This is a genomic window from Streptosporangium sp. NPDC001559, assembly GCF_042893955.1.
Classification (GTDB): domain Bacteria; phylum Actinomycetota; class Actinomycetes; order Streptosporangiales; family Streptosporangiaceae; genus Streptosporangium.
The window spans coordinates 58,066-83,330 of the sequence record NZ_JBIAVG010000004.1; the positions used below are offsets into that span (position 1 = coordinate 58,066).

Consider the following 25,265-nt stretch of genomic DNA (forward strand, 5'->3'; position numbering starts at 1 on the left):
AGGAATGATTGATAGGGGTCGTGCCGAGACGGCGGCGATCCCGTCCCCGAGTGATGGAAATCCGCGCTTGGCTGATTTCTCGTGCGGTATAGCCTTGAATGTTACACCTGAAATATCACATGTACAATGGCTAACCCGCAGCTCGGTTCTCCGTACCGGCCGGCGACCCCGTCGTCCCGAGACCGCCGGTCATCGCCTCGCGGGTCATCAGACTGACGTCGCGGGCGTACTCGAAGGCGTGGTCGTAGTCGAGCTCCTGAACGGCCCTGAAGACCCGCTTGGTGAGGCGGATCGCGGTCGGCGACTTCTCCGCCAGGGCCTGCGCGTAGCCGACGGCCTCGGTCATCAGGTCGTCGGCGGGGACGACCCTGGTGACCATGCCCATCGCGTGGGCCTCGGCCGCGTCGAAGAACCGGCCCGACAACAGCAGGTCGAGGGCCTGCAGGCGCCCGACCACCCGGCTCAGGCCGACCGCCACCGTGACCGGGGCGATCCCGTGATTGGTCTCGGGATAGCCGAACCGCGCCGTGTCGGCCGCGATGACGACGTCGCACGACACCGCGAGCGCGCAACCGCCGCCCACGGCGAACCCGTTGACCGCGGCGATCACCGGCTTCGGCACCCGCGACAACCGCTCGTAGATCCGGTCGCTGTCGACCGCGTGCGCGTACCGGTCCCACAGGTCGTCAGGCCGGGGGCCCGTCCCGGCCTCCTTGAGGTCGGCACCCGCCGAGAACGCGGGGCCGTTGCCGGTGACGACGATCGCGCCGACATCCGGGTCGGCGACGGCGTCGTCCACCGCCTGGTGGAAGCGCCGCATCATCTCGCCGTTCAGCGCGTTGCGGACCCGGGGACGGTTGAAGGTGATGACGCGCACCCGCCCTTCGGTCCGGCACAGCACCACCTCTGGGTTGTCAGTCACTCGTTTTCTCCTGACGTCGATGGAACATGGCTGGGATCGGAGGGATCAGGAACCGACGAGAAGGCGCACGGGGTTGTCCACCATGATGGATTCGACGACCTCCCCGGGAACCCCGGCCTCCAGCAGGTCGGGCACGACCTGCTTCAGCGCGTACGCGTATCCGGGCCCGCCCGCACTGCCGCGGTCCCCCGGGATGCACACGTCGTGGGAGATCAGCAGGTGCGACGCCCAGCCCCGGCGGATGAACTCCACCATGTTGCGGATGCGCCGTTCCTGCTGGTGGGGGTTGCGGGGACCGTTGCGGTCGTAGCTCACCAGCGCGCCGCGCTTCGCGAGCAGCTCGTGGTAGTCGAGGTAGGGATACATGTCGCAGTGGGCCACGGCGACCCGCCGCAGGTCGCAGCCCTCCTCCTCCAGCACGTCGAGCTGCCATCTCCCGACGTCGCTCTTCACCGCGTGCAGGACGAGCCCGAGATCGGTCTCCTTCTGGACCCTCGCCGCGGCGCGCAGCACCCGCTCCTCGACCGCGGACAGGTAGCCGTGGTCGGCCCCGATCTCGCCGATCACGCCCGGCCGGATGCCGTGCACCCCGGTCCTGACGTCCTCAAGCAGGATCTCGGTCAGCTCCGCGACGCTGACCTTGTTCATGTCCTCCTCGTAGAAGGACTCGCGGTACCAGCCGCAGCCCATCACGATGTGCACGCCGGTCTGCTCCGACACCGAACGCAGCAGACCCGGGTTCCTCCCCAGGCCGTTGTTCGTGCAGTCGATGATCGTGCTGCCGCCCGCCGCCTTGAACTCCTTGAGGTCGGCCACGGCGTCCTCGGACTCGTCCAGGGTGGGATCGGGCCGCGGCCGGTCCTTGATGAGGTCGCAGACCACGTGCTCGTGCGGCAGGATCCGCCCCAGTTCCGACGCCGCGACCGGGCCGCGTACGGTCTCGACGGTCCGGCCGTCCGCTACGCCGCGTGCCACAGGTCGTCCCTGTCGCTCTTGAGCGTCACCTCGGCGATGCCCTCCGGCGCGGCCACGAGCTCCACCTCGGTGAGCCGCTGGGCGTCCTCAAGGCTCCAGCCGGGCACGAGCTCGCGGACGATCGCCCTGCCGTCCTCCAGGTCGATCACGCCGATGTCGGTGACCAGCCGGTCGACGCACCGCGGCGCGGTCATCTCCAGTTCGAGCCGGTTGACGAACCGCCGCGGGCGCGGCAGCAGCTGCATGGCGACGATCACCCGCCGGGCGCAGAACGCGAGGTCCTGGGCGCCGCCGACCGCGCCCGCGATCGCCCCGGGCAACCAGAAGTTGGCGAGGTCGCCCTGCACGCTCACCTGGAACGCTCCCAGGATCGTCGCGTCGAGGTGACCGCCCCGGATCAGGGCGAAGGACTCGGCGTGGTCCATGACGACCATCCCGGGACGGGGGACGATCGGCTGCCTGCCCGCCGTGGCCAGTGACGGATCGACCTCGTCCTGGGTACGGGCCTGCCTGCCGTGCCCGAGGACGCCGTGCTCGCTGTGCAGGAAGATGTCCTCGTCGTCCTCGATGAAGAGGCTGCACAGCATGGGCACTCCGACGCCCAGGTTGATGACGTCTCCCTCACGGAAGTCCTGTGAGATGCGTCGCGCGATTCCAACCCTGGTCAGGGATGGCGCGGAGGGGTGTTGAGCTGGCGTCATAGCCTGGCCGGGGGTTCGGGCCCAGTGTCCCCCGAACTCCTTTCCCGAGGATGGATTCACCCGAGGCCGCCCGACCGCCTCGGTCCTGGAACTCGCTGGACCGCCGGTCACCTCACCATGAGGCGCCTGTCACTCAGGACGATCCGGTCCACGTACGGACTAGGGGTGACGATGTGCTGCGGGTCCAGGTAGTCGACGACCTCCTCGACCTCCACGATCGTCACATTGCCGCTGCCCGCCACGACGGGGTTCGTCGTCCGGGCGCCGTGCCGGTAGACGAGGTTGCCGAACCGGTCGGCCTGGTACGCGGAGATGATGGAGAAATCGGGGCGGAGCGCCGTCTCAAGGACGTGCGGCACACCGTCGAAGTGACGGATGTCCTTGCCCGCACCGATCTTCGTGCCCACGCCGACCGGGGTGTAGACGCCGCCGAGACCCGCGCGCCCGCAGCGCAGCCGTTCACACAGGCTGCCCTGCCCGATCAGCTCGATCTCCACGTCGCCCCGCCGGACACCCGCCTCCAACGGCCCGTCGAAGTTCGGGTTGTTGAGCGAGGAGAAGGTGGTGATCGCCTTGCGCACCTGGCCGAGCTCGGCGAGGTACCCGACGGGGTAGACGCCGTCCTCCGGCTCAGGGATGTACGGCTGGCCGCCGCCGGGGACCCCGTACGACTGCGCGCCGGCGCGACCGCGGCCTGACTCGCACGCGATGATCGTCAGGTCGCGCAGGCCGCGCTCGGCGATCGCCTTGATCAGCGTGCTCGGGACACCGGGCACTCCGACGAAACCGCCGAAAGCGATCATCGCACCGCTTTCGATGTCGGCGACGGCCTCGGCCGCCGACTCCACGACCTTGTTGATCATCTGGCACCTTCCGTGCGTTTCGACAACTTTGAGTAGGCGGTGGGCGCCGGTTCGCCGTTCGGCTGCTCCGACACCACGAGAAGGCGCACCCGTGCGGTGGCGTCCAGCATGTGGTCCCGCATGGCGATGTAGGCGGCCTCGGGGTCACCGGCCTCGATCGCCTCCGCGATGGGACGGTGCTGAGCCGCGGACTCGGTGAGCCTGCCCGGCTGGCTGAGGTTGCGGAACCGCAGCAGGCGCACGCGCCCGTCGAGCACCGCGAACGAGTCACGCAACCCGTCGCTCCTGGCCATCGTGAGCAGTGCCTCACGGCGTTCCTCCAGCGCCCGGACGTATTCCTGGACGTCGTTGGAGTGAGCCAGCCGTTCGAGCTCGTCGAAGGTCCCGCGGAACGCGACACGTTGTTCCGGGGTGCCGCGTACGGCGGCCCACGCGGCCATCATGGGTTCCAGCGCGGTCTTGATCTGGTAGACGTCGGTGATCTCCTGCGGACTGATCTCCCGGACGAAGACACCGACGCGCGGGGTGATGGTGACGAGACCCTCCACGCTCAACTGCTGCAGAGCGTCACGCACCGGCGTCCGGGACACACCGAACCGCTCAGCGAGCTCGTCGGTCGATATCCGGTCGCCGGAGGTCATCGTGCCGTTGTGGATCAGCGCGCGGATCTCTTCGATGACGACGTCCTTCGCCGAAAGAACACGGAGTCTCAGGGAAGTGCGCACAAGCTCAAGTGTGAGCGCTGATGTACTACATGTCAAGGATCAGCATCTCAGATCCACCCGCCGACACCGCCCGATCGCCGTTGGCCGCCCCCGTCCTACGGCTACGATTGCCTCAGGGGGTTTTGCACATCAGCGCTAATGGAGTAGGTGAAATCGTTGGATTCACAGGTCCGGATCCTCTCGGCCAAGGACGTGGTCGCCGAGGAGATCCGCGCGCTGATCTACAACGGCACGATCGCCTCCGGTGAGCGAATCTCGACCGACGATCTCGCCGATCGGTTCGGTGTGTCCCGGACGCCGGTGCGTGACGCTCTGCAGCAGTTGAGCGTGGAGGGTCTCGTCACCATCACCCCGCGCGTCGGTGTCTTCGTCCGGGAGATCAGTCCGCAGGAGATCACCGACGTCTACCAGATCAAGACCGCGCTGGAACCCATGATGGCCGCGTGGGCCGCCGTACGCGGCACCGTGGAGCAGCGCAACGCCCTGCTGCTCTCGGTCGCCGATCTGGAGCGGGCCGCCGAGGCCGAGGACGTCTCCGCGTACGTCCGCATGATCGAGGAACGGCACGAGAAGATGCTGGCCATGGCCGGCAGCGGCGGGTTACGCGACGCCCTGGGCGTTCTCGACGGGCGCGTGCGCCTGCTGCGGTTCCGCAACCTCAGCCAGCCCGGCAGCCTCGCCGAGTCCGTCGCGGGACACCGCGCGGTCGCCGAGGCGATCGCCGCCGGCGACCCGCAGGCCGCGTACAACGCGATGCAGGCCCACAAGACGCGTTCCACCGAGAAGGTCGAGGCGCTGATGCCGGCGACCGACAGCGACACGCCGTCGATCACCCAGCTGGCGGCGGGCCGGCGCGGGACGTCCCGGTCCACGCGCGCGCCCAGGAAACGCCCTTCCTCGACCTCGATATAGGCCGTGGAGGCCGATGTCAGGCCGGGTGGGGCCCCCGATGCCCCTCGCTCACCAGGGGACACCCACCCGAGATCACCGGCCCGGCCCGCCGTACACGTCACGAGCGGTGGCCGTGCCTACCCACCGCTCGCGCCCTTGCCGATCCGGACCGAAACGAACTTCGACTGGGTGTAGTGCCGTAGGGCCTCGACACCCTTCTCCCGGCCGTGGCCGCTGTTCTTGTGGCCGCCGAACGGGCCCTCGATCAGCCCGGCCGTCCACTCGTTGACGTAGACCTGTCCCACCTGCAGGGCGGCCGCGACGCGGTGGGCCCGGCCGAGATCCGCCGTCCAGAGGCCCGCCGCGAGACCGTAGTCGGAGTCGTTGGCCTTGGCGACGGCGTCGTCCTCGTCGTCGAACGGGATGACCACCAGGACCGGGCCGAAGATCTCCTCGCGGGCGATCCGCATCTCGTTCGTCACCCCGGTGTAGATCGTCGGTTCGATCAACCACCCCTCGCCGGTCGCCCGCCCGCCGGTGACCAGCGTGGCGCCCTCCTCGCGCGCGACGTCGAAATAGGACAGCACCTTCTCGAACTGGTCCTTCGTCGTCTGCGACCCGTAGTCCTCGCCCGGTTTCACCGCCCGTACCCGTTCGGCCAGCCGCGCCACGAACTCGTCGTGGATCTCACGGGCCAGCAGCAGACGGGTGCCGTTCGAGCAGACCTGCCCGGCGTTCCCGACGAACGCCCTCGACGCGCCGGCGACGGCGGCGTCGAGATCGGCGTCGGCGAACACGATGTTCGGCGACTTCCCGCCCAGTTCGAGCGTGACAGGGATGATCTTCTCGGCGGCGGTCCTGCCGACGATGCGCCCGGCGCGCACCGAACCCGTGAACGCGACCTTCCGGACATGCGGGTGCTCGACGATCGCGCTGCCCACGACGTCGCCCATGCCGGTCACCACATTGAGCACCCCCGGCGGCAGCCCGGCCTCGGCGGCGATCCGCCCGAGCTCCAGCGTGGTCGACGACGTGAACTCCGACGGCTTGCAGACCACGGCGTTGCCGACCGCCAGCGCGGGCGCCACCGCCCTGGCCGCCTGGTTGAGCGGGACGTTCCACGGGGTGATGACCCCGACCACGCCGAACGGCTCGTGCCGCGTGTATCCGTGGTAGCCGTCGCCGAGATCGATGATCTCCCCCGTCGGCACGTTGACCAGGCCCGCGTAGAACTCGAAGAACGCCGCCGCGCCCCTGATCTCGACGTCCGCCTGCCGCAGCGGCTTGCCGGTCTCGGCGGCCTCCAGCTCGGCGAGCCGCTGCCGCTCACGCCGCAGGCCCGCCGCGATGGCCATCAGGACCCGGCCTCGGCGGATCGGCTTCTCCGCCGCCCACTTGGCGAAGGCGGCGTTCGCGGCGGCCACCGCCCGGTCGGCGTCCTCCCGGACACCCAACGGGATCTCGCACACGACCTCGTCCGTACCGGGCCTGGTCGACGTGAGCCGCTCCCCACCCGCCGACGGCGTCGGTTCGCCGTTGATCCAGTGCTCGTACCTCATCACCATTTGCGAATTCCTCACCGACCGAACGGTCATACGAATCAGGCGGGCTGCCCCTGCGCGGCACCCGTGGTTGTGCGGAACACCTCGGCCAGCTTGAGCAGGTCGTCGACGCGCGCTCTGGCGATCAGGCTCGTCGCGACGCATCTGTTCCACTTCGTCTCCAGGTCGGCCCGGATCTTCTCCGGCGGCCCGACCAGCGCGACCGCCTCGACCATCTCGGTCGGCACCGCGGCCACCATGCCCTCACGGTCCCGTTCGACGAACTTGGCCCGGATCTCCCGGCAGGGCTCCTCGAATCCGAGCCGCGCGATGGCGTTGAGGTGGAAGTTCATGTTCTCCGCCCCGTTCGCCCCGACCTGGTAGGCGATGAACGGGCGGATCCGGTCGGCGGCCGACTCCAGGTCCGGGCCGAACGCCACCGAGACCGCGGGCGCGATCTCGAAGTTCTCCGGCCGGCCGCCGGGGCGGCGGGCGAAGCCCAGCTCCAGCCGCTCCCGGTACCACTCGTCCGCGATGGGCGAGAAGTTCGTCGGCAGCCAGCCGTCGGCGATCTCGGCCGACAACGAGATGTTCATCGGCCCCTCGGCGCCCAGGCAGATCGGGATGTCCGTACGGCCGCCGCGCAGCGTGGACCGGATCGGGCGGCCCATCCCCGACCCTCCCTCAGCCGGAAGCCGGTACGTCTTGCCCTCGTACGCGACGCGCTCCCCGGCGATGGTCGCGCGCATGATCGCGACGTACTCCCTGGTCCAGCCCAGCGGGCGTTCGAAGGGCATCCCGTACCACCCCTCGACGACCTGCGGGCCGGAGAGCCCGAGCCCGATCACGGCCCGCCCTTCGGACAGCTGGTCGAGGCTCATCGCGGCCATCGCCATCCCCGTCGGGGGGCGCGCCGCCATCTGGGCGATGTCGGTGCCGAGCCGCATCGTGCGCGTGTGCGCGCCCCACCAGGCCAGCGGCGTGAAGCAGTCGGCGCCGAACGCCTCATAGGACCACGCCGACTCGTAGCCCGCGTCCTCGATCATCCGCACCGTCGCGGCGACGTCCCCCGGGTGCTCCGGGTCGGCCAGCCCGCCGATGGCGCATCCCAACCTTTCGATCATCGTGCATTCCTTTCGTCACCGGTCTGGTCACCGGCCCCGTCATTGGCCCCGTCACCGGCTCTGTCATTGGCTCTGTCACCGGCCACGTCATCGGCCACGGAAGTTCGCCGGTCGGCCCTCGCGCGCCGCGGCCAGCCCTTCGAGCCGGTCCGCGCTCGTGAGGAGCCGCTCGTACAGCTCGGCCTCCAGTGCGACCCCGCTGTCGATCTCCAACTGGGTGGACAGGTCGATGGCGCGCTTGGCCTGCGCGACCGCCAGCGGTGCCGCCGCGCTGATCTCGGCGGCGAGCGCGCCGACCGTGGCCTCAAGGTCGGCGGCGGGCACCGCGTGGTTCACCAGCCCCCACCGTCCGGCCTCGGCGCCGGTGAACCGGCGGCCGGTGAAGATCAGCTCCTTCGCCCTGGGGATGCCCACGAGCCGCGGGAGCAACTGTGTGCCGCCGCCCGCGGGCATGCTGCCGAGGGTCGTCTCGACGAGCCCCATGACGGCGTCCTCGGCGGCGACCACGAGGTCGCAGCTGAGCGCCAGCTCAAGGCCACCGCCCAGCGCGTAGCCGTGCACCTGCGCGATCACGGGGCGCGAGCAGTGGTACATCGCCGAGAACACCCGGGGGACGAGCCTGCGCCTCAGCCGCAGGTCGTCGACCGTCATCCCGGCGCGTTCCGTCCGGTCCGCGCCGACACTGAAGGCCCTGCCCCGCCCTCGCACCACGACGCACCGGATGTCCGCCCCATCCTCGATCTTCGCGAAGACCGCGAGCAGGCACCGGTACGTCGGCGTGTTGACCGCGTTGAGCACGTCGGGCCGGTCCAGCGTCACGGTCGCGACGTGACCCTCGATTCTCAGGTCCACGGGCTCCTCGGCCCCGATGCCTGCCGTTCCCATGGTCTACCGCCGGTGCTTACCGATGAACGACAGCACCGTCTTGTTGAACTCGCGGTAGGACTCCCAGTGCGGGGCGTGCCCCGCCTCGCTGAAGATCGCCACCTCGGCGTTCCTGACGTGGCCCGCCATCTCGCGCAGACGCGCCGGCGGGAGGTACAGGTCGCAGTCGCCGGTGAGCAGGAGCGTCGGCGTCCTGATCGACTCGATCGCCGGCCACATCAGCGTGTTCTGCGGGGGCTGCTGCACGGTCGTGACCGGCAGCTTCGTGTGCTCGATCCACGTCGTCATCGCCTGCGGCCGCGCGGCCCGGTAGGACGGGCCGAGTTCGCGGAACGTCTCGGGCAGTCCGAACCAGCCCTCCGGCAGGATCGCCGTGGTGACCTCGTTCCACGACGGCTCCTGGATCCCTCCAAGCGTCGCGCCCACCGTGCAGCTCAGCAGCCGGTCCGGGACCGACAGGCCGGCGTCGAACGCCGCGAACGCGCCCGCGGCCAGGCCGACCAGGTGGAACCTTCCGACGCCGAGCGCGTCCATCAGGGCCGTCAGGTCCCCGACCATCGTGCCGGGCCGCTCCGCGGGGCCGGCCTCAGACCCGTGGTACCCCCGCCGCGAGTAGCTGATCACCCGGTAGCCCGCGGCGGCGAACGCGGCCTGCTGGTAGCCCCACGAGCCGCCGTTGCCGGTGTGCGGGTGCATGAGCACCACGGTCTGGCCCCTGCCCGGGCCCCTGCCTCCGATGCCGGTGTCCCAGACCGCCAGCCGCACGTCGGGGATCTGCACCTGCCTCATGCCGGTCATCGCGGGCACCGGGTCCCACGACGTCTGCGCGGGCAACACCTTCTCGCGCCCGCCCGGCTTCGAGCCGCGGGCCCTCTCCTCCGCCGCGAAGGCGGCCGACGGGGCGAGCGTGACGACGCCCACCCCCGCCACCCCGGCGAGCAGGAGGCGTCGATCGATCGTCCGACCGGTCCTGTCGTTCATGGCATCCTCACACTTTCTCGGAACGTGACAGAACAGGCGCCAATGCATCCGGCAGGGTCGTCCCCGAACGTTCGAGCCGGGAGAAAAGGCGTTCCTCAGTTGCCGTCGGGACGGTGCCCGGCGAGCAGTTGCAGCGGGTTCTCACTGAAGATCGTCTCCACGACGTCCTCGGGAACCCCGGCCGCGATCAGGTCGGGACCGACCTGCCGCAGCACGTACGAATAACCCGGCCCGCCACGGCGTTCGCGCATTCCCAGTACGCAGACGTCGTGGGAGAGCAGCAGGCTCTTGGCCCATCCACGGCGGATCAGCTCGACCGCGTTCGCGATCCGCTGCTCCTGGAGCAGCGCGTCACCCGGGCCGTTGCCGTCGTACATCACCATCGCGCCGCGCTCGGCGAGCCGCTCGTGGTAGTCGACGTCGGGATAGGTGTCACAGTGACCGACCGCGACCCGGCTCAGGTCGCAGCCCTCGTCCTCAAGCACGTCGAGCTGCCAGGCGCCGACCTCGCTCTTGACCGCGTGCAGGATCAGCCCGAGCCCGGTCTCCTGCTGGGCTCGGGCGGCCGCGCGCAGCACCCGCTCCTCGACCCCGGAGACCCACTCACGGTCGGCGCCGATCTCGCCGATCACGCCCGGCCGTACGCCGCCCTCGCCCTCGAAGATGTCGATCAGCAGGCGGTCGGTCAGCTCGGCCGTGCTCAGCTTGTTCATGTCCTCTTCGTAGTAGGGCTCCCGGTACCACCCGCAGCCCATGACGATGTGCACGTCGGCACGTTCGGACACCGACCGGAGCACGGCGGGCTTACGGCCGAGCCCGCCGCTGGTGGCCTCCACGACGGATCCGCCGCCGAGTTCCTTGAAGACCTTCAGGTCCCGGACCGCCTCGTCCGGGTCGTTCAACGCGGCGAGACCCATCTGTCGTGTCACCCGGAACAGGTCGCACGCCACGTGCTCGTGCGGCAGGACGCGCCCGAGCTCGGACACCGGGACCGGTCCGCGTACCGTCTGCACCGTCAGTCGCTCAGCCACTGCCCATCCTCTCCTTCGTTTCTCTCGATCACCGCGCGGCCGACGGTGCTGACCCCGCCGTCAGCGGAGACGCCGTACAGCGTGAGGTGACGCGAGGGCCCGTCCCCGGCGCCGTCGTCCGCCCTGGCGAGCACGCGAAACGGCGCGCCGACCCGGTCCATCCCTCGGTAGGAGGCGCTCAGCTCCCGCACGAACGTCCCGTGGCCGCCCCACTGCACGGCGGCACGCGCCAAGTAGGCGAGCTTGAGCAGGCCGTGGGTGATCGTCCCCGGCAGACCCCTCGCCCGCGCGAACGCGTGGTCGTAGTGCACCTCGTAGAAGTCGTCGGTGGCCGCGGCGTACCGCACGACCTCGCGGCTGCTCGGGGTGACCTCGATGACCGGTACGGCGTCGGCGGGCGGCTCCGTGCGGTGCCCGGAACCGCCGCGACCCTGCCGGGCTCCCGTGCGGATCGTCGTCGTGGACGTGCGCGCGACCACGTCGTGCGTCATGCGGCGCCGGTACGTCGTCGCGAGCTGGTAGAACGTCAGGTCGCTGTCCCGGCCCGGCTTCGTGGTGACCGACTCGATCACCGTGCGCCGTTCCAGGATCTCGCCCGGCGTCACGGGCGCCTCCCACCGGCACCAATTGCCGGCGTTGAGCCGGACCGGCGCGTCCGGGACGCCCATGGCGTCCGGGTCGGTCCGGTGGGCCACCAGGAACGTCGGGGGCAGCAACGCCAGACAGGGCATTTCACCGTCCGCGTACGGCGGGCCGTACAGGCCGGTGATCTCCTGGAGCACCCGCGCCCGCCACTCGTCGCAGACGAAGATCTCCCACCCCGGTTCCGGCTGTGGCTCCACGGCGTCCGACACCGCTCACACCTCCGGTTCGATGCGGCTCGCGGTCCGCAGCGCGGTGCGCACCGCGGGGGCGACGGGCGATTCGAGCTCCTCGCCGATGTGCGCGACCAGGCCTGCCGTACGGCTCATCAGGGCGAAACCGCGGTGCAGCCGCCAGGGCACGCCCACTTCGAGCAGCAGCGCGGCGGCGGCGCCCGTCGCGTTCAGCGGGAGTGCCTTGCCGGTGAGCGCGGCGGCCCGCTCGACGACGAGCTCAAGGTGCTCGACGTGCCGCGCCGCGACCTTCTGGTCGCGTGCGACGTCGAGCAGCTTCCCGGCGCGCGGGTCGCCGTCGCGGTGCAGGCTGTGTCCGAGGCCGGGGATCCGCCCGCCCGCGTCCACGACGGCGCGCAGCCGCGTCTCCACCGCGTCACGGGTCTCGACACCGTTGGCGACGTCGTCGGCGATGTCCGTGAGCAGGTGCCCGCAGCCCTCCATCGAGCCGAGCAACACGCTGCCCGCGCCGAGCAGGCCGGCCGCGACGGCACCCTGGATCGCCTCGGGAGCCGACCAGAACGTCAGCCGCGCGGCGAGCGCGCTGGGCGTCAGCCCGTGGTCGAGCAAACTCACCAGCACCGCGTCGACCACCTTGGCCTCGGCGGGGGTCGGCCTGCGGCCGGTCACCGCGAGCAGCGCGACCTCGGTGTAGGTCAGCTCGCCGATCAGGTCGTCGACGAGGTCCAGCCCGCGCACCTGGACGTGGTGCTCGTCCGCCGCTCCCACGGCGGTGCCGATCTCCAGCGGCACACTGCGCCCGCTCACCACGACGTCTCCTCGGCGCGTGTGGCGGCTGGATCGTGCGGGGAGCTCACTGTCGGCCGAGCGTTCATGTTCCGTCTCCCACTTCGAGGATGTCCGTGGTCTGGGGGTCGGACGCGGCCGGCGTCGGCAGCCCGAGCGCCGCGAACCGGCGAAGCGGCGTGACTCCGAGCCGCTGCCGGACCGCGCCGGTCACGTCGGAGTAGGTGAACTCGTCGGCCAGGCGCACGCTCTCCTGCTCCTGGGGAGGCTCCCACCGGGCGAGTTTGCGACCGGCCGCGGTGAAGGTCTGCCCGGTGATGTGGCGGTTGGCCGGGTCGAGCAGCGCGCGTACGAGCTCGGCGACCAGCTCGGGACCCTGCCGCTCGGCGCCGGGCCTGCTGGCCTGCATCCGGTCGGTCAGTCGTGAGGTCATGCGCGTCGCCGCGGAGGGGACGACGCAGTTGACGTTGACGCCGTAGCGTCCCATCGCCAGCGCCGTGCTCTGGGCGAGGCCCACGATGCCCGCCTTGGCCGCCGCGTAGTTGGCCTGCGCCGGGCTGCCCTCCAGCCCCGCCGCCGAACTCAGCAGCGCGATGCTTCCGCCGCGCTGACGGCGCATCTGCTCCGTGGCGAAGCGCACGCAGTTGAACGTGCCCTTGAGGTGGACGGAGACGACCGAGTCCCACTCGTCCTCCGTCATGTTGAAGATCATGCGTTCGCGCAGGATGCCGTGGCAGGTGACAAGGCCGTCGAGCGAGCCGAACTCCTCGACCGCGCGCTTGACCAGGTCGGCCGCCGCGTCGAAGGAGACGACGTCGTGCTGGTGGGCCAGGGCGCGACCGCCCCGGGCCCGGATCACCTCGGCCACGGACTCCGCCACCTGCCCGTCCGGGTCGTGGCCGTCGACGGACACCCCCAGGTCGCTGACGACGACGCCGTAGCCCGCGGCGGCGAGGCACTTGGCCACCTCGGCTCCGATGCCCCCGCCCGCACCGGTGACGATCACTCCGCCCGGTACGGCCACCTCACACGCTCGCTGAGGACGTGGCGGAGCGGTCAAGCGCGCCCGAGGCCGCCGACCCTGCGATCCGCCCGAACACCGAGCCCGCCGTGAGCCCGCTGCCCCCCGGGTAGTTGAAGTAGAAGATCCCGCCGACGATCTCCCCGCAGGCGTACAGCCCGGGAATGGGCTCGCCGGTGACGTCGATCACGCGCGCCGACGTGTCGATCCTCAGGCCGCCGAAGGTGAACGTGATTCCGCACGTCACCGCGTAGGCCTCGTACGGCGGCGAATCGAGGGTGTTGGCCCAATTCGACTTCGGCACCGCCAGCCCGGAGGTGCCCCGCCCGTCCTTGACGTTGGGGTTGAAGGGGACCGACTGGTCGACCGCCGCGTTGTACTCGCCGACCGTCCGCAGGAACCGCTCCTCGTCGATGCCGTCCATCCGCCGGACGAGTTCCTCCAGGGTCGGCGCCACGATCTTCGTGACCTGCCGGATCCGGTACTCGTCGCGCAGCAGGTGGTTCACCTTGCTGTCGAAGACCTGCCAGGCGATCTGCCCCGGCTGCCGCAGGACCTCCTGGCCGTACTTCGCGTAGGTGTAGTTCCGGAAGTCCGCGCCCTCGTCGACGAACCGCTCGCCGCGGCTGTTGACGATGATCCCGAAGGGGTAGCTGTGCTTCTGGAACCCGTCGCCGACCACGCGGTCACCGAACGCGGGCGCGTTGCTGTCCCAGCCGACCGCGTGACAGCCCGACCAGTTGCCCCACGACATGGCGCCGATGTCCATCGCCATGCGGTGTCCGTCGCCCACGTCGAACTGGGTGCCGCGGACCTTGGCGAACTCCCATCCCGGCCCCAGGTAGCGGGTGCGCCACTCCGCGTTGGCCTGGAATCCGCCGCAGGCCAGCACGACGGCGTCGGCGGAGATCGTCCGGATCTCCCCGCCCGCCCGGACCACGACGCCGGTCACCTTGCCGCCGTCCTCGGTGAGGCCGATGGCGCGGTGGCCGTAGAACACCTTGCCGCCCGCCGACTCGAACGCGTCGAACAGCGAGTCGACGAGCCCGGGGCCGCCTCCGTTGGCCTCCAGCGTCAGGCCGCCCCAGAAGGTGAACTTCCCGTCCACCTGGAACGCCTGCCTGCCGTAGATCGGCAGGAACCGCACTCCCTTGTCGCGCATCCACTTCAACGTGTCGAAGCTGCGTGTCACGAGCAGTTCGACCAGGTCGGGGTCACAGCGGTACTGCGTGACCCGGGCCATGTCGTCGAAGAACTGGTCCTTCGGGTAGCTGCCGAAGTCGGTCTTCGCGAGCTGCTCCTCCGACAGGTCGGGGACGAGCTGGACGATCTCCTCCCTGCCCTCGTAGGCGAAGCGCATGGCCCCCGCGGTGAATCCGGAGTTCCCACCACGCTCGGACTCCGGGGCGGCCTCGAGCAGTGTCACCTCGGCCCCACCCTCAAGGGCGGCCAACGCGCTACACAAGCCGGCGTTACCGCCGCCGATGACAACAACTCGACCCTGACCCATGCCTACCCCTCTCCTTGCATGTGCAACGTAAACTCTAATATATCAGATGTCAACGCTCCAGCAAGGAGGCCGCGGTGGGTCCGAGGACGTCTCCGACCCGGCGGCGGGCGAGGCCCCCTATCGGTCCGGGCCGGCCCCCGTCACCCGCTCAAAGCGCAAAGGCCCAGGTCGTCGACCTGGGCCTTGCTTGTTTCCCGCCCCGCACGCTCGGACTCGGCCGGTTCCCCGCCGACGTCACCCGCGTCCGCGCACCGGCGGGACGGTCAACGGGCGGCGGCATCCGCCTGCGGTGCGGGCTCGGGCGTGACAACGGCGCGGGCACGGCCGGTGAAGAGACTGCGGGCCAGCGCGAGTACGGCGAGCACGGCCACCAGCAGGCAGACGCCGCCCCAGCCGAGGCCGGAGTAGGCGCGGACCCCGAGCCAGGAGCCGAGGCTGCCGCCGAGAAAGGCGCAGGTCATGTAAGCGGTGTTGAGGCGGCTGCGGACCTCGGGGCGCAGCGCGAAGATGCGCGCCTGGTTGGCGACCTGGCCGGACTGCATCGCCACGTCGAGCAGCAACATGCCGACCGTGACGCCGATCAGCCCGGCGGGACCGCCAAGACCGCCCAGGGTCAGCAGGGCGGCGGCCGCGATGACGCCCACCATGCAGACCAGATTGACCGGGTTGGGCCCGTGACGGTCGACCAGCCGTCCGGCGATCGGGGTTGAGAACATGCTGGCGGCCCCGACCAGGGCGATCAGCCCGACCGCGGAGGCACCGAGGTGGTAGGGCCCGGTGATCAGCAGGGCCAGGCTGGTCCAGGCGGCGGTGAAGCCCGCGAAGATCAGTGCCTGGTAGAGGCACGAGCGGCGCAGGTCCGGCTCGGTGCGCATCAGACGCAGCGCGGTGCCGATCAGGGCGGGATAGCGCTCGCGTGACGACGGGGTCGTGGTGGGTACGGCGAACGCCAGGATCACGGCGAGCAGGATGACGATCGCGGCGGCGACCAGGTAGGGGGCGCGCCAGCCGAGCCACTGGCCGAGACCGCCGCCGAAGGTCCGGGCCAGCAGGATGCCGCCGATGAGCCCGCTCAGCAGCGTGCCGGTCACCGCGCCGCGTCGCTGCTCGGGGACCAGCCCGGCCGTCATCGGGATGATGATCTGCGGGACGACCGTCGCGGCACCGATCAGGATGCTCGCGGCCACCAGGACCGGCAGCGTGGTGGCGAGACCGGCGACCAGTGAACCGAGCCCGGCGATGGACAGCAGCGTGACGATCAGTTTCCGGTGCATCAGCCGGTCGCCCAGGGGGACCAGCAGGAAGATGCCGGCCGCGTAGCCGAACTGCGCGGCGGTCACGACCGTGGCGGCCGTGTCGGGAGACACGTTCAGGTCGGCGGCGACAAGAGGGCTGATGGCCTGTGGAAAGTAGATGTTCGCGACGCCGACACCGCAGGACAGGGCGAGCAGGAGGATCATCCTGCGCCCCGGCGCGGCAGGCCCGGACCGGGGCATGTCGATGGGCATGAAGGTCCTCTCTGACCTAGAACCAGTTTGACCGGTTCCAAAAACGGTACCAGTTAAACCGGTTCGCAAGTAGGGTTGATTCATGACGCCAGCGCCGAGCTTCCGATCCGGATCAGGCCGGTTGTGCCTGGACTTCATCCGTACGCTGCGGCATCGCGGTACGGCCCGGCCCGAGGAGGAACTGCCGGACCCGGCGGCGCTGGCTGCGTGGGTGGGCCGGTTCGGCCCCTGGGATTCGGTGCCCGAGGCCGCGGCGGTGGGTCACGACGCCCAGGCGAGAGAGTTGCGGGAGGCGATCCACACGCTGGTCGCGGCCGCGCGTGAGCCGGTGGAGGGCGGTACGGCCCTCACCACGGCCCTCACCACGGCCCTCTCCACGGCCGGGGACGCCGTGAACCGGATCGCCGCGCTTCCGGTCCCGGCGCCCCAGCTCGACGGCTCGGGCCGGTTGCGATGGCTGGCCGCCGCCCCGGTCCCCGCGGTCCTCGCGCTCATCGCCAGGGACGCCGTGGACCTGGTCACCGGCCCCGTCGTCGACCGTGTCCACGAGTGCGCCGACCCCGACTGCCACGCCCTGTTCCTCGACTCCTCACGGCCCGGTACCCGCCGCTGGTGCTCGATGAACACGTGCGGCAACAAGGCCAAGAAGCAGACGCTGCGGGGCCGGAGCGTCAGCCGTCCTGAAGGATGAGCTCACTCGCGCGTTCGGCCAGCATGGTGACCGGGGCGTGGGTGTGCGCCCGCACGATGCTGGGCATCGCCGAGGCGTCCACCACACGCAGGCCGGAGGCGCCTCGCACGCGGAAGCTCGGGTCCACGACCGACAGCGGATCGGCCCCCATCCGGCAGGTGCTCACCAGGTGGTGGATGCTCAGCCCGGTCCGCTGGATGTAGGCGGCGATGCCCGCGTCGTCGGCGGCCAGCGCGCCCGGGGTCAGCGGCTCTCCGCGCCAGCGCGCGTAGTCCGGCCTGTCGAGGACCTGGTGGGCCCGGCGCACGCCCGCGATGGCCGTCCTCAGGTCCGCGCCCTCCGGGTCGGAGAGGTAGCGGGGGTCGATGACCGGCGCGTCGTGCGGGTCGGCCGAGCGCAGCTCGACGCTCCCCCGGCTGGCGGGGCGCAGCACGATGACGCCCAGCGCCAGACCGTCCCTGGCGGCCGACTCGTGCTCGCCGAAGGGGGTCGTCAGGTGAACGATCTCGACGTCCGGGGCCGTCAGCTCGGGGCGGGTGCGCAGGAAGAGCAGCGCCTCGGAGATGATCGAGTTCAGGGATCCGGTCCGCTCCTTGAGGTAGAGCCGCATGTCCTCCAGGTCCGCGGCGGCGCCGGGAGACTCGAATCCGCGAGCGGCGAAGGCGAGGGGAATCACCAGGTGGTCGGTCAGATCGCGGCCCACTCCGGGGGCGTCCACCCGTACCGGGATGCCGTGCGCGGCCAGCTGCCCGGCCGGGCCGATCCCCGACAGCATGAGCAGGTGCGGACTCCCCACCGCTCCGGCGGCGAGGATCACCTCGCGGCCCGCGCCGATCTGGAGACTCCCGTTCTCCGTCTCCACCTCGACGCCGGTCGCCCGGGTCCCGTCCATGAGCACCCTGCGCACCAGGCCGCCGGTGACCAGGGTGAGGTTCGGCCGGTCACCCGGCGCGCGGAGATAGCCGTCCGCCGAGCTCCAGCGGAGGCCGTCCCGGTGGGTGGCGCGGGCGAGTATGTACCCGTCCTGCCTCTCGGCGGCCGGCTGGTACCCGAGCTGGGCGCAGGAGCTGAGGAAGTCGGCGGTCGGGGGGACGGGATGCCGCATCCCCGCCAGCCGGATCCTCTCCTCGGCCCGTTCGAAGTACGGCAGCAGGTCCGTGTGCGCCCATCCGTCGAGCCCGGTCGCCGCCCAGCCGTCGTAGTCCGCCGGGTGGCCACGGGTCCACAGTTGCGCGTTGATCACGGAGGAACCGCCAAGGGCCTTACCACGGGGAATCGGAACGGTACGGCCGTCCAGCCCGGACTGCGGCACCGTGGTGAACCCCCAGTCGAGCGCGCTGCCGAACATTCGGGGGAACAGCACGGGGACCTGGATCTCGGGGTGCTGTTCGGGCGTGGGGCCTCCGGCCTCCACGAGCACCACGCTGATGCGCGGGTCGGCACTCAGCCGGTGCGCGAGGACACACCCCGCGGAACCAGCCCCGACGATCACGTAGTCGGCGGTTTGCACGATGTCGTTCTCCACTTCTCTAAAGGCGTCAGGAAAGGGCGGCTGTGGCTTCGAGCCGGGTGAAGGAGCGGTCGCAGTACAGCAACGGCATCCGGTGCCGGGCCGTGTGGAGCTCCTCGACCCGGCCGACGAGAATGCTGTGGTCACCGCCGTCGAGGACGGCGTGCATGGAGCAGGCCAGACGCACCAGCGCGTCGGGCAGCCCCGGCAGGTTCATCTCGTACGGCCGCATGTCACCGGCCGCGAACCGGTCGATCCCGGAGGTCGCGAAACGCTGCGCGACCTCGACGTGGTCGGTCGCCAGGATGTTCACCATGAAACGGTCGGCGGAGACGAAGGCGTCGTGCGTGCTGGCGAAGCGGTCCAGGCACAGCAGGACGAGGGGTGGGTCGAGGGACAGGGAGCTGAAGGAGCTACCGGTGAAGCCCCATCGGCGGCCTGCCGCATCGACGGTCGTGGCCACGGTCACCGGGCCGGGGATCCGGGCCATGGCTTGGCGGAACGAAACGGCGTCAACGGACATCGGTGATCTCTTTCTCTGCTGAAAGAAACGGTGAGGGAGGCTCGGCGGACCTGATTCGCCCGGCCGTACCGGTTGGTAGGTACGACCGGAGGTCATCGGCTCAGCGGGTGACGCCGTACCCGGACGTCCGGCGGCGCGGTTCGCTCACGCGCCGCCGGACGCCGGTCACCGTGTGGATCGCCGGCGCGAGCACAGACGTCATCGCCTCCGGCGCACAGGTGGATCAGGCGGGCCGCGACATCTCGGCGGCCACGCCGACGAACTCGCTGAGCGTCTGCGTGCCGAACTCGGCCCGGATCACCAGGCGTCCCCCCGGAAGTCGACCACCGTCTTCAGCCCGGTGGTCGTACGGTAGTTCTCAAGGATCTTGACGAGACCGTCGTAGTCGTCGAACGGGTGGACGGTGGACAGCAGGCGCTTACCGTCGACGATCCCCGAGACCAGCATCTGCATGGCGGCGGTGATGACATTGGCCGTGTGGTGCATGGGGAAACTGCTGACGTCGAAGGGCGAAGCGCTGATGTTGATGCCCTTGGCCAGCATCAGCCACGTGTCGAAGCTCTGCATCTCCTGGGACGCGCCGTACAGCACGTACCTGCCGCGCGGCTTGAGCTTGCGCATCGCGACCCGTCTCGGGTCCTTCGCGGGATCCGCCACATTGACGGTGGGAAGGCAGTCGAAGACGTAGTCGAAGGTGCTCTCCTGCACTTCCTCGATCAGTTCGTCCGGGAAGTAGGCGCGCTCGGAGAAATGCGCCTCGGCATGGGTGTTACGGTGCGGGTTCGCGTCCACGGAGACCACCGAGTGCGGCGCCAGCAGTTTCCTGATGATGCTTCCCGCGATGATCCCGATGGGCCCGGTACCGAGAATGAGCACCCGGTCGCCGATCCTGGGCGCGTTGGCCAGCACCGAACGCATAACTCCCGTCGTCGGCTCGATGAAGGAGGCCTGCAGGTCGTCGAGTTCGTCGGGCACTTTGACGGCGGCCGCCCGCCGGTCGTCATAGAAATTACGATCGGCCTGGAAGACGTCTGTTTTGATCTCACCGGAGAATATGGGGCGCAGTGTCCGGTATTCAGCGAATCCGTCGTAGTCGGTCTGTCCCCAATAGACGATACGGTCGCCGACCCCGATACCGGGGCCGGTGAACTCCGAACCGATCTCCACGACCTCGCCGAGATACTCATGGCCCAGTACCACCGGGTATTCGGAGGGGAACAGGTGACCTTCGAAGAAGGAGACGTCGGTTGAACAGATCGATACGCATCGCGTCTTCATCAGCAGCCCGTCGGCCGGAACCGTCGGCTTGGGCAGTTCGGCCAGAATCGTCTTACGCGGGGCGATGAGCTGGACGGCTTTCATGGTCTGCATGAGTCTCTCCTCTGTACGTGACCGGCGTTAACGCCGCATCATCAGGGGGCCGCCCAGCAGGTACTGGCCGACCGTCTCGAAATGGGTGTGCGACAGGGTGATGTGTTTGACGGCCGTGTGGACGTCGCGGAAGTAACGCTCCAGCGGGCTTGAGGTGTAGATCGCCGTGGCTCCGGCGAGGCGGAAGGCGGCGTCCACGACGCTCGTGGCGTTCTCCGCGACGGTCGCGGCGGTGAGCCGGATCAGCGCGCTGAGCGCGTCGCCGCCGTCCTCTCCGCAGGTCTCCGCGTGCCACGCGGCGTCGACGAGCGCCAGGCGGGCGGCACGCAGCTGCGCCTCGGCCCGCCCCAGCTTCTCCTGCACGGTGTGGCTGCCCGCCAGTGAGTTCGTCGCCGCCGCCGGTGTCTTCCTCGCGGCCAGCGACTTGAACGCCTCAAGGGCGCCCTGCGCGGTTCCCACGGCGGTCGACGCCGAGGTGAACGGCCCGAAGTCGTAGTAACCGATGGCGTACGCCCGGGACGGCCGGGCGGCCGGCGGCCGGAGCATGTCGGCGACGGCGACGGTGAAGTCCTCCGTGACGAAGGTCTCCTCGATCTCGAAGTGCTCGCTGCCGGTGCCCCGCAGGCCGATGGTGTGCCAGGTGTCGAGCATCCGGCACTCGGATTTGGGGACGAAGAGCATGCGCGTCTCCGGCCCGGTGTCCGTCATGCGGGGGGTACCGTCCTCGTCGGTGACGACCGCCGCGCAGATCAGCCAGTCGGCGTGCGCGGAGCCGCTGGCGAACGCCCAGGTGCCGCTCAGCCGGAACCCGCCGTCGGCCGGGACCGCCCGTCCTGACGGGTTGACGCCACCGACCACAAGCGTGTCGTTCTCCGCGAAGAGCTTGCGGGCGGTCTGCTCAGGCAGGTAGTCCGACAGCCGTCCGATCGCCCCCTGCACACCCATCTGCCAGGCGACCGACGGGTTGGCGGCCGCCAGACGCTGGATGACGGCCGATCCGGTTCTCAGGCTCACCTGGCCGCCGCCGAAGTCCTTGGACACCCACATGCGGTGGATGCCCGCGGCCCGCAGCGCGTCGATGACGGGCGCGGGAGTCGCCCGTTCGTACTCGGCCTGCTCCTGGTGCTCGTCGATCACCGACACCAGCGCGTCGGCTTTGGCGAGCCAGTGGTCGGTCTCGGCGGTGGCCGGCGTTTTGTTCAACAGTCGTTTTGGCTGCTCGTTCACGTATCCCCCTGTCGTGGAAATCAACGCATTCATTTCCTCTTCTTTTCTCTGCCGCCGCCCCGCGGTCGGGGCTTCTCGAGGATCCGGCTCTCGCCGTCCGTCTGCGAACCATTCCTAGCCATAGTTCGTTGTCCGGTGTCGAAGGCTGCACACCAGACAACAAGCACCGGACAATGGCTCGGTGACATGATGCGCGGGGGTGGAGATGCCAAGAGCTGAGCGTCCCTTGGACGACAACGACAGTGCGTTAACGCGTTTCGCCGCCGACCTGCGGCTGTTACGCGCGAAATCGGGGGGACCTCCTTATCGGGAATTGGCGAGCCGTGCTCACTATTCCGCGGCGACGCTGGCCGACGCGGCGGCGGGCCGGAAACTACCGAGCCTCGCCGTGACGATCGCCTATGTACAGGCATGCGGGGGTGACGTGCATGAATGGGAGACCCGATGGAAGACGGTCGCCGCGGAATCAACCGAAGGGAACACCAAGGCTGAAAACGACAAGAAGCGGAACCCTTACTTCGGCCTGACCGCTTTTCAAGCGGAAGACGCCGATTGGTTCTTCGGCAGGGAGCGGCTCACCGAGGAGCTGATGACCTGCGTGCGCGAACACCGTTTTCTCATGGTGCTCGGCGCGTCGGGGGCGGGAAAGTCGTCGTTGTTGCGGGCCGGGTTACTGTCCGCGTTCGGCAAAGAACAGAAAACGGCTTCCTGGCCGACGTTGCTGTTCACGCCCGGGCCGCATCCCCTGGACGAATGCGCCGCGCGCCTGGCCACCCTGGGTCAGGAATCGGCCGCCACCCTGCGCAAGGAACTGGACGAGACCCCGCGCGCCCTGCATCTGGCCGTGTTGCAGGCGCTGGCCGACCGGCCCGCCGACAGCGAACTGCTGGTGGTCGTGGACCAGTTCGAAGAGGTCTTCGCCCTGTGCCGCAACGCCGACGAACGTGCCCGGTTCATCGAGGCGCTGGTCATCGCCGCCCGGGCGGCCAACAGCCGTGTCCGCGTCGTCCTCGGGGTGCGCGCCGACTTCTACGCCCGCTGCGCCGAACACACCGATCTCCTTGAGGCGCTGCGGGAGTCCCACCTGCTGGTCGGGGCGATGAACGTCGAGGAGCTGCGCCGAGCCATCAGCCGGCCCGCGGTACAGGCGGCCTGTGTGGTCGAAAGCGCGCTGCTGGCCCGCCTCATCGCTGACGCCGCGGGTCAGGCGAACGTCCTGCCGTTGGTTTCGCATGCCCTGCGGGAGACCTGGCGACGCCGTCGCGGCAACGCCTTGACCCTGTCCGGTTACGAGCGAGCCGGCGGCATACGCGGGGCGATCACGGCCACCGCCGAACAGCTGTACGCGAACCTGTCAGACACCCAGGCCCACCAGGCACAACGGATCCTGCTGCGGCTGATCAACCCGGGTGAGCAGGCGGCCGACACCCGCCGTCCCGCCTCCTACGCCGAGCTGCTTCCCGACACGAGCCCCGACGCCGCCGCGGTGCTGGAACAACTGGCCGCCGCCCGGCTGGTGACCCTGCACGAGGACACCGCCGAACTCGCTCACGAAGCCCTCATCTCCTCCTGGCCGCGCCTGGGTGAATGGATCGATCGGGAACGCGAGCTGTTACGCGTGCAACGGCACCTGACCGAGGCCGCCACCGGCTGGCAGGAACTCGGCGGCGACCCCGGTGCCCTGTACCGGGGAACCCGCCTGAACGCCGCCCGGCCTCTGCTGGCCCGCCCGCAGGACCTCACCCCGCTGGAGAGCGCCTTCCTGCGGGCCTCCGTCGAGGCGGCGGACCAGGCAGAACGCGCCACCGTCCGGCGCAGGAAGCTGGCACGTCTGGCGGCGGCCGCGCTGACCGTCCTGACCGTCCTGGCCTCGGCCGCCGCCGTGGTGGCCATCACCGCGGCCCGCCAGGCCGACGCCCGCGGCCGGGAGGTCCTGGCCCGGCTCATCGCCAAGAGCGGCGACGAACTGGCCGCCACCGACCCGGCCCTGGCGGGGCTGCTGGCCGCGGCGTCCTGGCACTTCACCCCCACCGCCGAGGCCCGCTACACCATGCTCACCACACTGACCGGCTCCCTGGACGGTGTCCTGAACAATCCGGCCGGGGGCGTCACCACCGTGGCCTTCAGCCCGGACGGCGGCCTGCTGGCCACCGCGGGCACCGATGGAAGTGTGCAACTGTGGCAGGTCGCCGCTCGTCACCTCGTCGCCACCCTGCCCGCCGGTCCCGCCCACGACAGCGTCCGCACCGTGGCCTTCAGCCCGGACGGCCGCCTGCTGGCCACCGCGGGCGCCGGCGAAGACGTACGGCTGTGGGACGTCGCAGGCCGCCGCCTGTCCGCGACCCTGGTCACCGGCCACACCACCTCCGTCGCCCTCGTGGTGTTCAGCCCGGACGGCACCAGGCTGAACACCGTCGGCGACAACGGGAACGTCCAGGTGTGGGATGTCGCCACCCGCCGCCCGGCCGTCACTCTGCCCGCCACTCCCGCCCACGGCGTGGCCGGCGTGGCCTTCAGCCCCGACGGCGCCACTTTCGCCACCAGTTACGTCAACGAGACTCGCGTGCAAAGCTGGGACCTGGCCACCCGTCGTATGAACGGTCCGTTGTTCGACGGTGACGTCGGCCTTTCCCCCCCGGGTGAGGTTCAGCGCCGACGGCACCACCGTCGCCACCTTCGGCGACAACGCGAACGTGCAGTTGTGGAACGTCGCCACTCACGAGCGGGTCGGCCATCCGCTGCCCACCGGCTACACCAGCGACCTGGCGTTCAGTCCGAACGGTGCCACGCTGGCCATCGTCGGCAAGGGCGAAAAACGCATCCAGTTGTGGGACGCCTACACCCAGAGCTCCGTCGGCGTCCCGTTGAGCGGCCACACCGGCCCGATCACGGATATCGCGTTCAGCCCGGACGGCGGCATCCTGGCCAGTTCCAGCGACGACGGCACCGTCCGGCTGTGGAACACCGCCGCGCACCACGAGAACAGTGTCCTTCTGACCGGCCACACGCTCGATGTCACCACCGTGGCCTTCAGCCCGGACAGCCGCCTGCTGGCCAGCGGCGGGAACGACAAGACTTTCCGGCTCTGGGACGTCACGGCACGCCGCCCGATCGGCTTTCCCGTGACCAGCTCCGCCAGCGGCATCGCCACGCTGGCGTTCAGCCCGGACGGCCGCCTGCTGGCCGCCTCCGGCAGCGACACGAGCGTTCACCTCTGGAGCGCCGCCACCCGCCGCCCGGTCGGCACCCTCGCCCTCAAGGGGAACCAGGGCGCGGTGAACACGCTGGCCTTCAGCCCGGACGGCACCAAGCTGGCCACCGGGAACTGGTACGGCGTCGTCCAGTTGTGGGACGTGGCCACCCGCAGTCCGATCGGCACCCCCCTCCGGAGCTACAGCGGCGCGGTGAACACGGTCGCCTTCAGCCCGGACGGCACCAAGCTGGCCACCGGCAGCTGGTACGGCGTCGTCCAGTTGTGGGACGTGGCCACCCGCGGTCCGATCGGCACCTCCTTGATGGGGCACGGCAGTTCGGTGAACACGGTCGCCTTCAGCCCCGATGGCACCACCCTGGCCAGCGGTGGAAAGGACAGGACCATCCGGCTGTGGGACGTGGCCACCCGCCACCCGATCGGCGCCCCCCT

General features: G+C 70.1%; 22 protein-coding genes and 1 pseudogene. 4 read left to right on the plus strand and 19 right to left on the minus strand.

The features are described 5' to 3' along the window. Nucleotides 1-130 precede the first annotated feature (130 nt). The 5 genes from ACFYY8_RS10220 to ACFYY8_RS10240 form a co-directional block, all read right to left on the minus strand. Nucleotides 131-922, minus strand: a complete 792-nt coding sequence (locus ACFYY8_RS10220; RefSeq protein WP_390039189.1) for an enoyl-CoA hydratase/isomerase family protein — start codon at nt 920-922, stop codon at nt 131-133. Nucleotides 923-967: 45 nt separating this feature from the next. Continuing rightward, complete coding sequence (locus ACFYY8_RS10225) at nt 968-1,897, minus strand: phosphotriesterase (protein WP_390039191.1); 930 nt, start codon at nt 1,895-1,897, stop codon at nt 968-970. After that, nucleotides 1,882-2,598 (minus strand): CoA-transferase, encoded by a 717-nt coding sequence (locus ACFYY8_RS10230; RefSeq protein WP_390039193.1) that lies wholly within the window; start codon nt 2,596-2,598, stop codon nt 1,882-1,884. The genes ACFYY8_RS10225 and ACFYY8_RS10230 overlap by 16 nt, the downstream gene beginning before the upstream one ends. A 107-nt stretch (nt 2,599-2,705) precedes the next feature. Next, nucleotides 2,706-3,461 (minus strand): CoA transferase subunit A, encoded by a 756-nt coding sequence (locus tag ACFYY8_RS10235; protein ID WP_390039195.1) that lies wholly within the window; start codon nt 3,459-3,461, stop codon nt 2,706-2,708. After that, the gene (locus ACFYY8_RS10240) at nt 3,458-4,186 is read right to left on the minus strand and encodes a GntR family transcriptional regulator (RefSeq protein WP_390039197.1); all 729 of its coding nucleotides are present in this window, start codon (nt 4,184-4,186) and stop codon (nt 3,458-3,460) included. The genes ACFYY8_RS10235 and ACFYY8_RS10240 overlap by 4 nt, the downstream gene beginning before the upstream one ends. A gap of 156 nt (nt 4,187-4,342) precedes the next feature. Between ACFYY8_RS10240 and ACFYY8_RS10245 the strand changes: the two genes are divergently transcribed. Then, nucleotides 4,343-5,098 carry a GntR family transcriptional regulator gene (locus ACFYY8_RS10245; protein ID WP_390039199.1) on the plus strand — a complete coding sequence of 252 codons (756 nt, stop codon included), beginning with the start codon at nt 4,343-4,345 and terminating at the stop codon, nt 5,096-5,098. Nucleotides 5,099-5,214: 116 nt separating this feature from the next. On the opposite strand, the gene ACFYY8_RS10250 is transcribed toward ACFYY8_RS10245, so the two are convergent. The 10 genes from ACFYY8_RS10250 to ACFYY8_RS10295 all read right to left on the minus strand — a co-directional run bounded on the left by ACFYY8_RS10250 (nt 5,215) and on the right by ACFYY8_RS10295 (nt 16,300). Then, nucleotides 5,215-6,657, minus strand: coding sequence for an aldehyde dehydrogenase family protein (locus ACFYY8_RS10250; protein WP_390039201.1), 1,443 nt, complete (start codon nt 6,655-6,657; stop codon nt 5,215-5,217). A gap of 20 nt (nt 6,658-6,677) precedes the next feature. Then, entirely contained in the window at nt 6,678-7,742 is a 1,065-nt protein-coding gene (locus ACFYY8_RS10255; protein WP_390039203.1) for an LLM class F420-dependent oxidoreductase, read from the minus strand. 87 nt (nt 7,743-7,829) lie between these two features. Then, nucleotides 7,830-8,594 carry an enoyl-CoA hydratase/isomerase family protein gene (locus ACFYY8_RS10260; RefSeq protein WP_390039205.1) on the minus strand — a complete coding sequence of 255 codons (765 nt, stop codon included), beginning with the start codon at nt 8,592-8,594 and terminating at the stop codon, nt 7,830-7,832. A 36-nt stretch (nt 8,595-8,630) separates the two neighbouring features. Then, complete coding sequence (locus tag ACFYY8_RS10265; RefSeq protein ID WP_390039208.1) at nt 8,631-9,608, minus strand: alpha/beta fold hydrolase; 978 nt, start codon at nt 9,606-9,608, stop codon at nt 8,631-8,633. Nucleotides 9,609-9,703: 95 nt separating this feature from the next. Further along, nucleotides 9,704-10,639 carry a hypothetical protein gene (locus tag ACFYY8_RS10270; RefSeq protein WP_352015717.1) on the minus strand — a complete coding sequence of 312 codons (936 nt, stop codon included), beginning with the start codon at nt 10,637-10,639 and terminating at the stop codon, nt 9,704-9,706. After that, nucleotides 10,624-11,493: a MaoC/PaaZ C-terminal domain-containing protein gene (locus ACFYY8_RS10275; protein ID WP_390039210.1), complete on the minus strand. Its 870-nt coding sequence runs from the start codon at nt 11,491-11,493 to the stop codon at nt 10,624-10,626. The genes ACFYY8_RS10270 and ACFYY8_RS10275 overlap by 16 nt, the downstream gene beginning before the upstream one ends. 3 nt (nt 11,494-11,496) lie before the next feature. Beyond that, on the minus strand, nt 11,497-12,282 hold the full coding sequence (locus ACFYY8_RS10280; RefSeq protein ID WP_390039212.1) for a citryl-CoA lyase: 786 nt from the start codon (nt 12,280-12,282) through the stop codon (nt 11,497-11,499). Between the two features lie 64 nt (nt 12,283-12,346). After that, nucleotides 12,347-13,285, minus strand: coding sequence for an SDR family NAD(P)-dependent oxidoreductase (locus ACFYY8_RS10285; protein ID WP_390039214.1), 939 nt, complete (start codon nt 13,283-13,285; stop codon nt 12,347-12,349). A 1-nt stretch (nt 13,286) separates the two neighbouring features. After that, nucleotides 13,287-14,792 (minus strand): FAD-dependent tricarballylate dehydrogenase TcuA, encoded by a 1,506-nt coding sequence (gene tcuA, locus ACFYY8_RS10290; protein ID WP_390039215.1) that lies wholly within the window; start codon nt 14,790-14,792, stop codon nt 13,287-13,289. 263 nt (nt 14,793-15,055) lie between these two features. Further along, a complete protein-coding gene (locus tag ACFYY8_RS10295; protein ID WP_390039216.1) occupies nt 15,056-16,300 on the minus strand; it encodes an MFS transporter in 1,245 nt (414 codons plus the stop codon). 82 nt (nt 16,301-16,382) lie between these two features. Between ACFYY8_RS10295 and ACFYY8_RS10300 the strand changes: the two genes are divergently transcribed. After that, nucleotides 16,383-16,991 carry a CGNR zinc finger domain-containing protein gene (locus ACFYY8_RS10300; protein WP_390039218.1) on the plus strand — a complete coding sequence of 203 codons (609 nt, stop codon included), beginning with the start codon at nt 16,383-16,385 and terminating at the stop codon, nt 16,989-16,991. Here ACFYY8_RS10300 and ACFYY8_RS10305 read toward each other — a convergent pair. From ACFYY8_RS10305 to ACFYY8_RS10320, 4 genes are all read right to left on the minus strand, one after another. Continuing rightward, nucleotides 16,972-18,501 (minus strand): GMC family oxidoreductase, encoded by a 1,530-nt coding sequence (locus tag ACFYY8_RS10305; RefSeq protein WP_390039220.1) that lies wholly within the window; start codon nt 18,499-18,501, stop codon nt 16,972-16,974. The genes ACFYY8_RS10300 and ACFYY8_RS10305 overlap by 20 nt on opposite strands. Before the next feature lie 28 nt (nt 18,502-18,529). Beyond that, a complete protein-coding gene (locus ACFYY8_RS10310) occupies nt 18,530-19,024 on the minus strand; it encodes a flavin reductase family protein (protein WP_390039222.1) in 495 nt (164 codons plus the stop codon). 297 nt (nt 19,025-19,321) lie between these two features. Then, nucleotides 19,322-20,395, minus strand: a complete 1,074-nt coding sequence (locus tag ACFYY8_RS10315; protein ID WP_390039224.1) for a zinc-binding dehydrogenase — start codon at nt 20,393-20,395, stop codon at nt 19,322-19,324. A 27-nt stretch (nt 20,396-20,422) separates the two neighbouring features. Next, nucleotides 20,423-21,622, minus strand: coding sequence for an acyl-CoA dehydrogenase family protein (locus ACFYY8_RS10320; RefSeq protein ID WP_390039226.1), 1,200 nt, complete (start codon nt 21,620-21,622; stop codon nt 20,423-20,425). Between the two features lie 205 nt (nt 21,623-21,827). On the opposite strand from ACFYY8_RS10320, the pseudogene ACFYY8_RS10325 reads away from it, so the two are divergent. Both ACFYY8_RS10325 and ACFYY8_RS10330 read left to right on the plus strand, forming a co-directional pair. Further along, nucleotides 21,828-24,023: pseudogene (locus ACFYY8_RS10325) on the plus strand (hypothetical protein); the annotation flags it as partial. A 238-nt stretch (nt 24,024-24,261) separates the two neighbouring features. After that, nucleotides 24,262-25,265, plus strand: a 1,004-nt coding sequence (locus ACFYY8_RS10330) for a WD40 repeat domain-containing protein (protein WP_390039228.1), incomplete at its 3' end; no start/stop codon positions are given.

What these genes read in the sequence shown, in the direction of transcription:
- ACFYY8_RS10295 (WP_390039216.1), bottom strand. Translation starts at nt 16,300, where the DNA reads ATGCCCATCGACATGCCCCGGTCCGGGCCTGCCGCGCCGGGGCGCAGG.
- ACFYY8_RS10315 (WP_390039224.1), bottom strand. Translation starts at nt 20,395, where the DNA reads ATGCAGACCATGAAAGCCGTCCAGCTCATCGCCCCGCGTAAGACGATT.
- ACFYY8_RS10230 (WP_390039193.1), bottom strand. Translation starts at nt 2,598, where the DNA reads ATGACGCCAGCTCAACACCCCTCCGCGCCATCCCTGACCAGGGTTGGA.
- ACFYY8_RS10255 (WP_390039203.1), bottom strand. Translation starts at nt 7,742, where the DNA reads ATGATCGAAAGGTTGGGATGCGCCATCGGCGGGCTGGCCGACCCGGAG.
- ACFYY8_RS10310 (WP_390039222.1), bottom strand. Translation starts at nt 19,024, where the DNA reads ATGTCCGTTGACGCCGTTTCGTTCCGCCAAGCCATGGCCCGGATCCCC.
- ACFYY8_RS10300 (WP_390039218.1), top strand. Translation starts at nt 16,383, where the DNA reads ATGACGCCAGCGCCGAGCTTCCGATCCGGATCAGGCCGGTTGTGCCTG.
- tcuA (WP_390039215.1), bottom strand. Translation starts at nt 14,792, where the DNA reads ATGGGTCAGGGTCGAGTTGTTGTCATCGGCGGCGGTAACGCCGGCTTG.
- ACFYY8_RS10235 (WP_390039195.1), bottom strand. Translation starts at nt 3,461, where the DNA reads ATGATCAACAAGGTCGTGGAGTCGGCGGCCGAGGCCGTCGCCGACATC.
- ACFYY8_RS10265 (WP_390039208.1), bottom strand. Translation starts at nt 9,608, where the DNA reads ATGAACGACAGGACCGGTCGGACGATCGATCGACGCCTCCTGCTCGCC.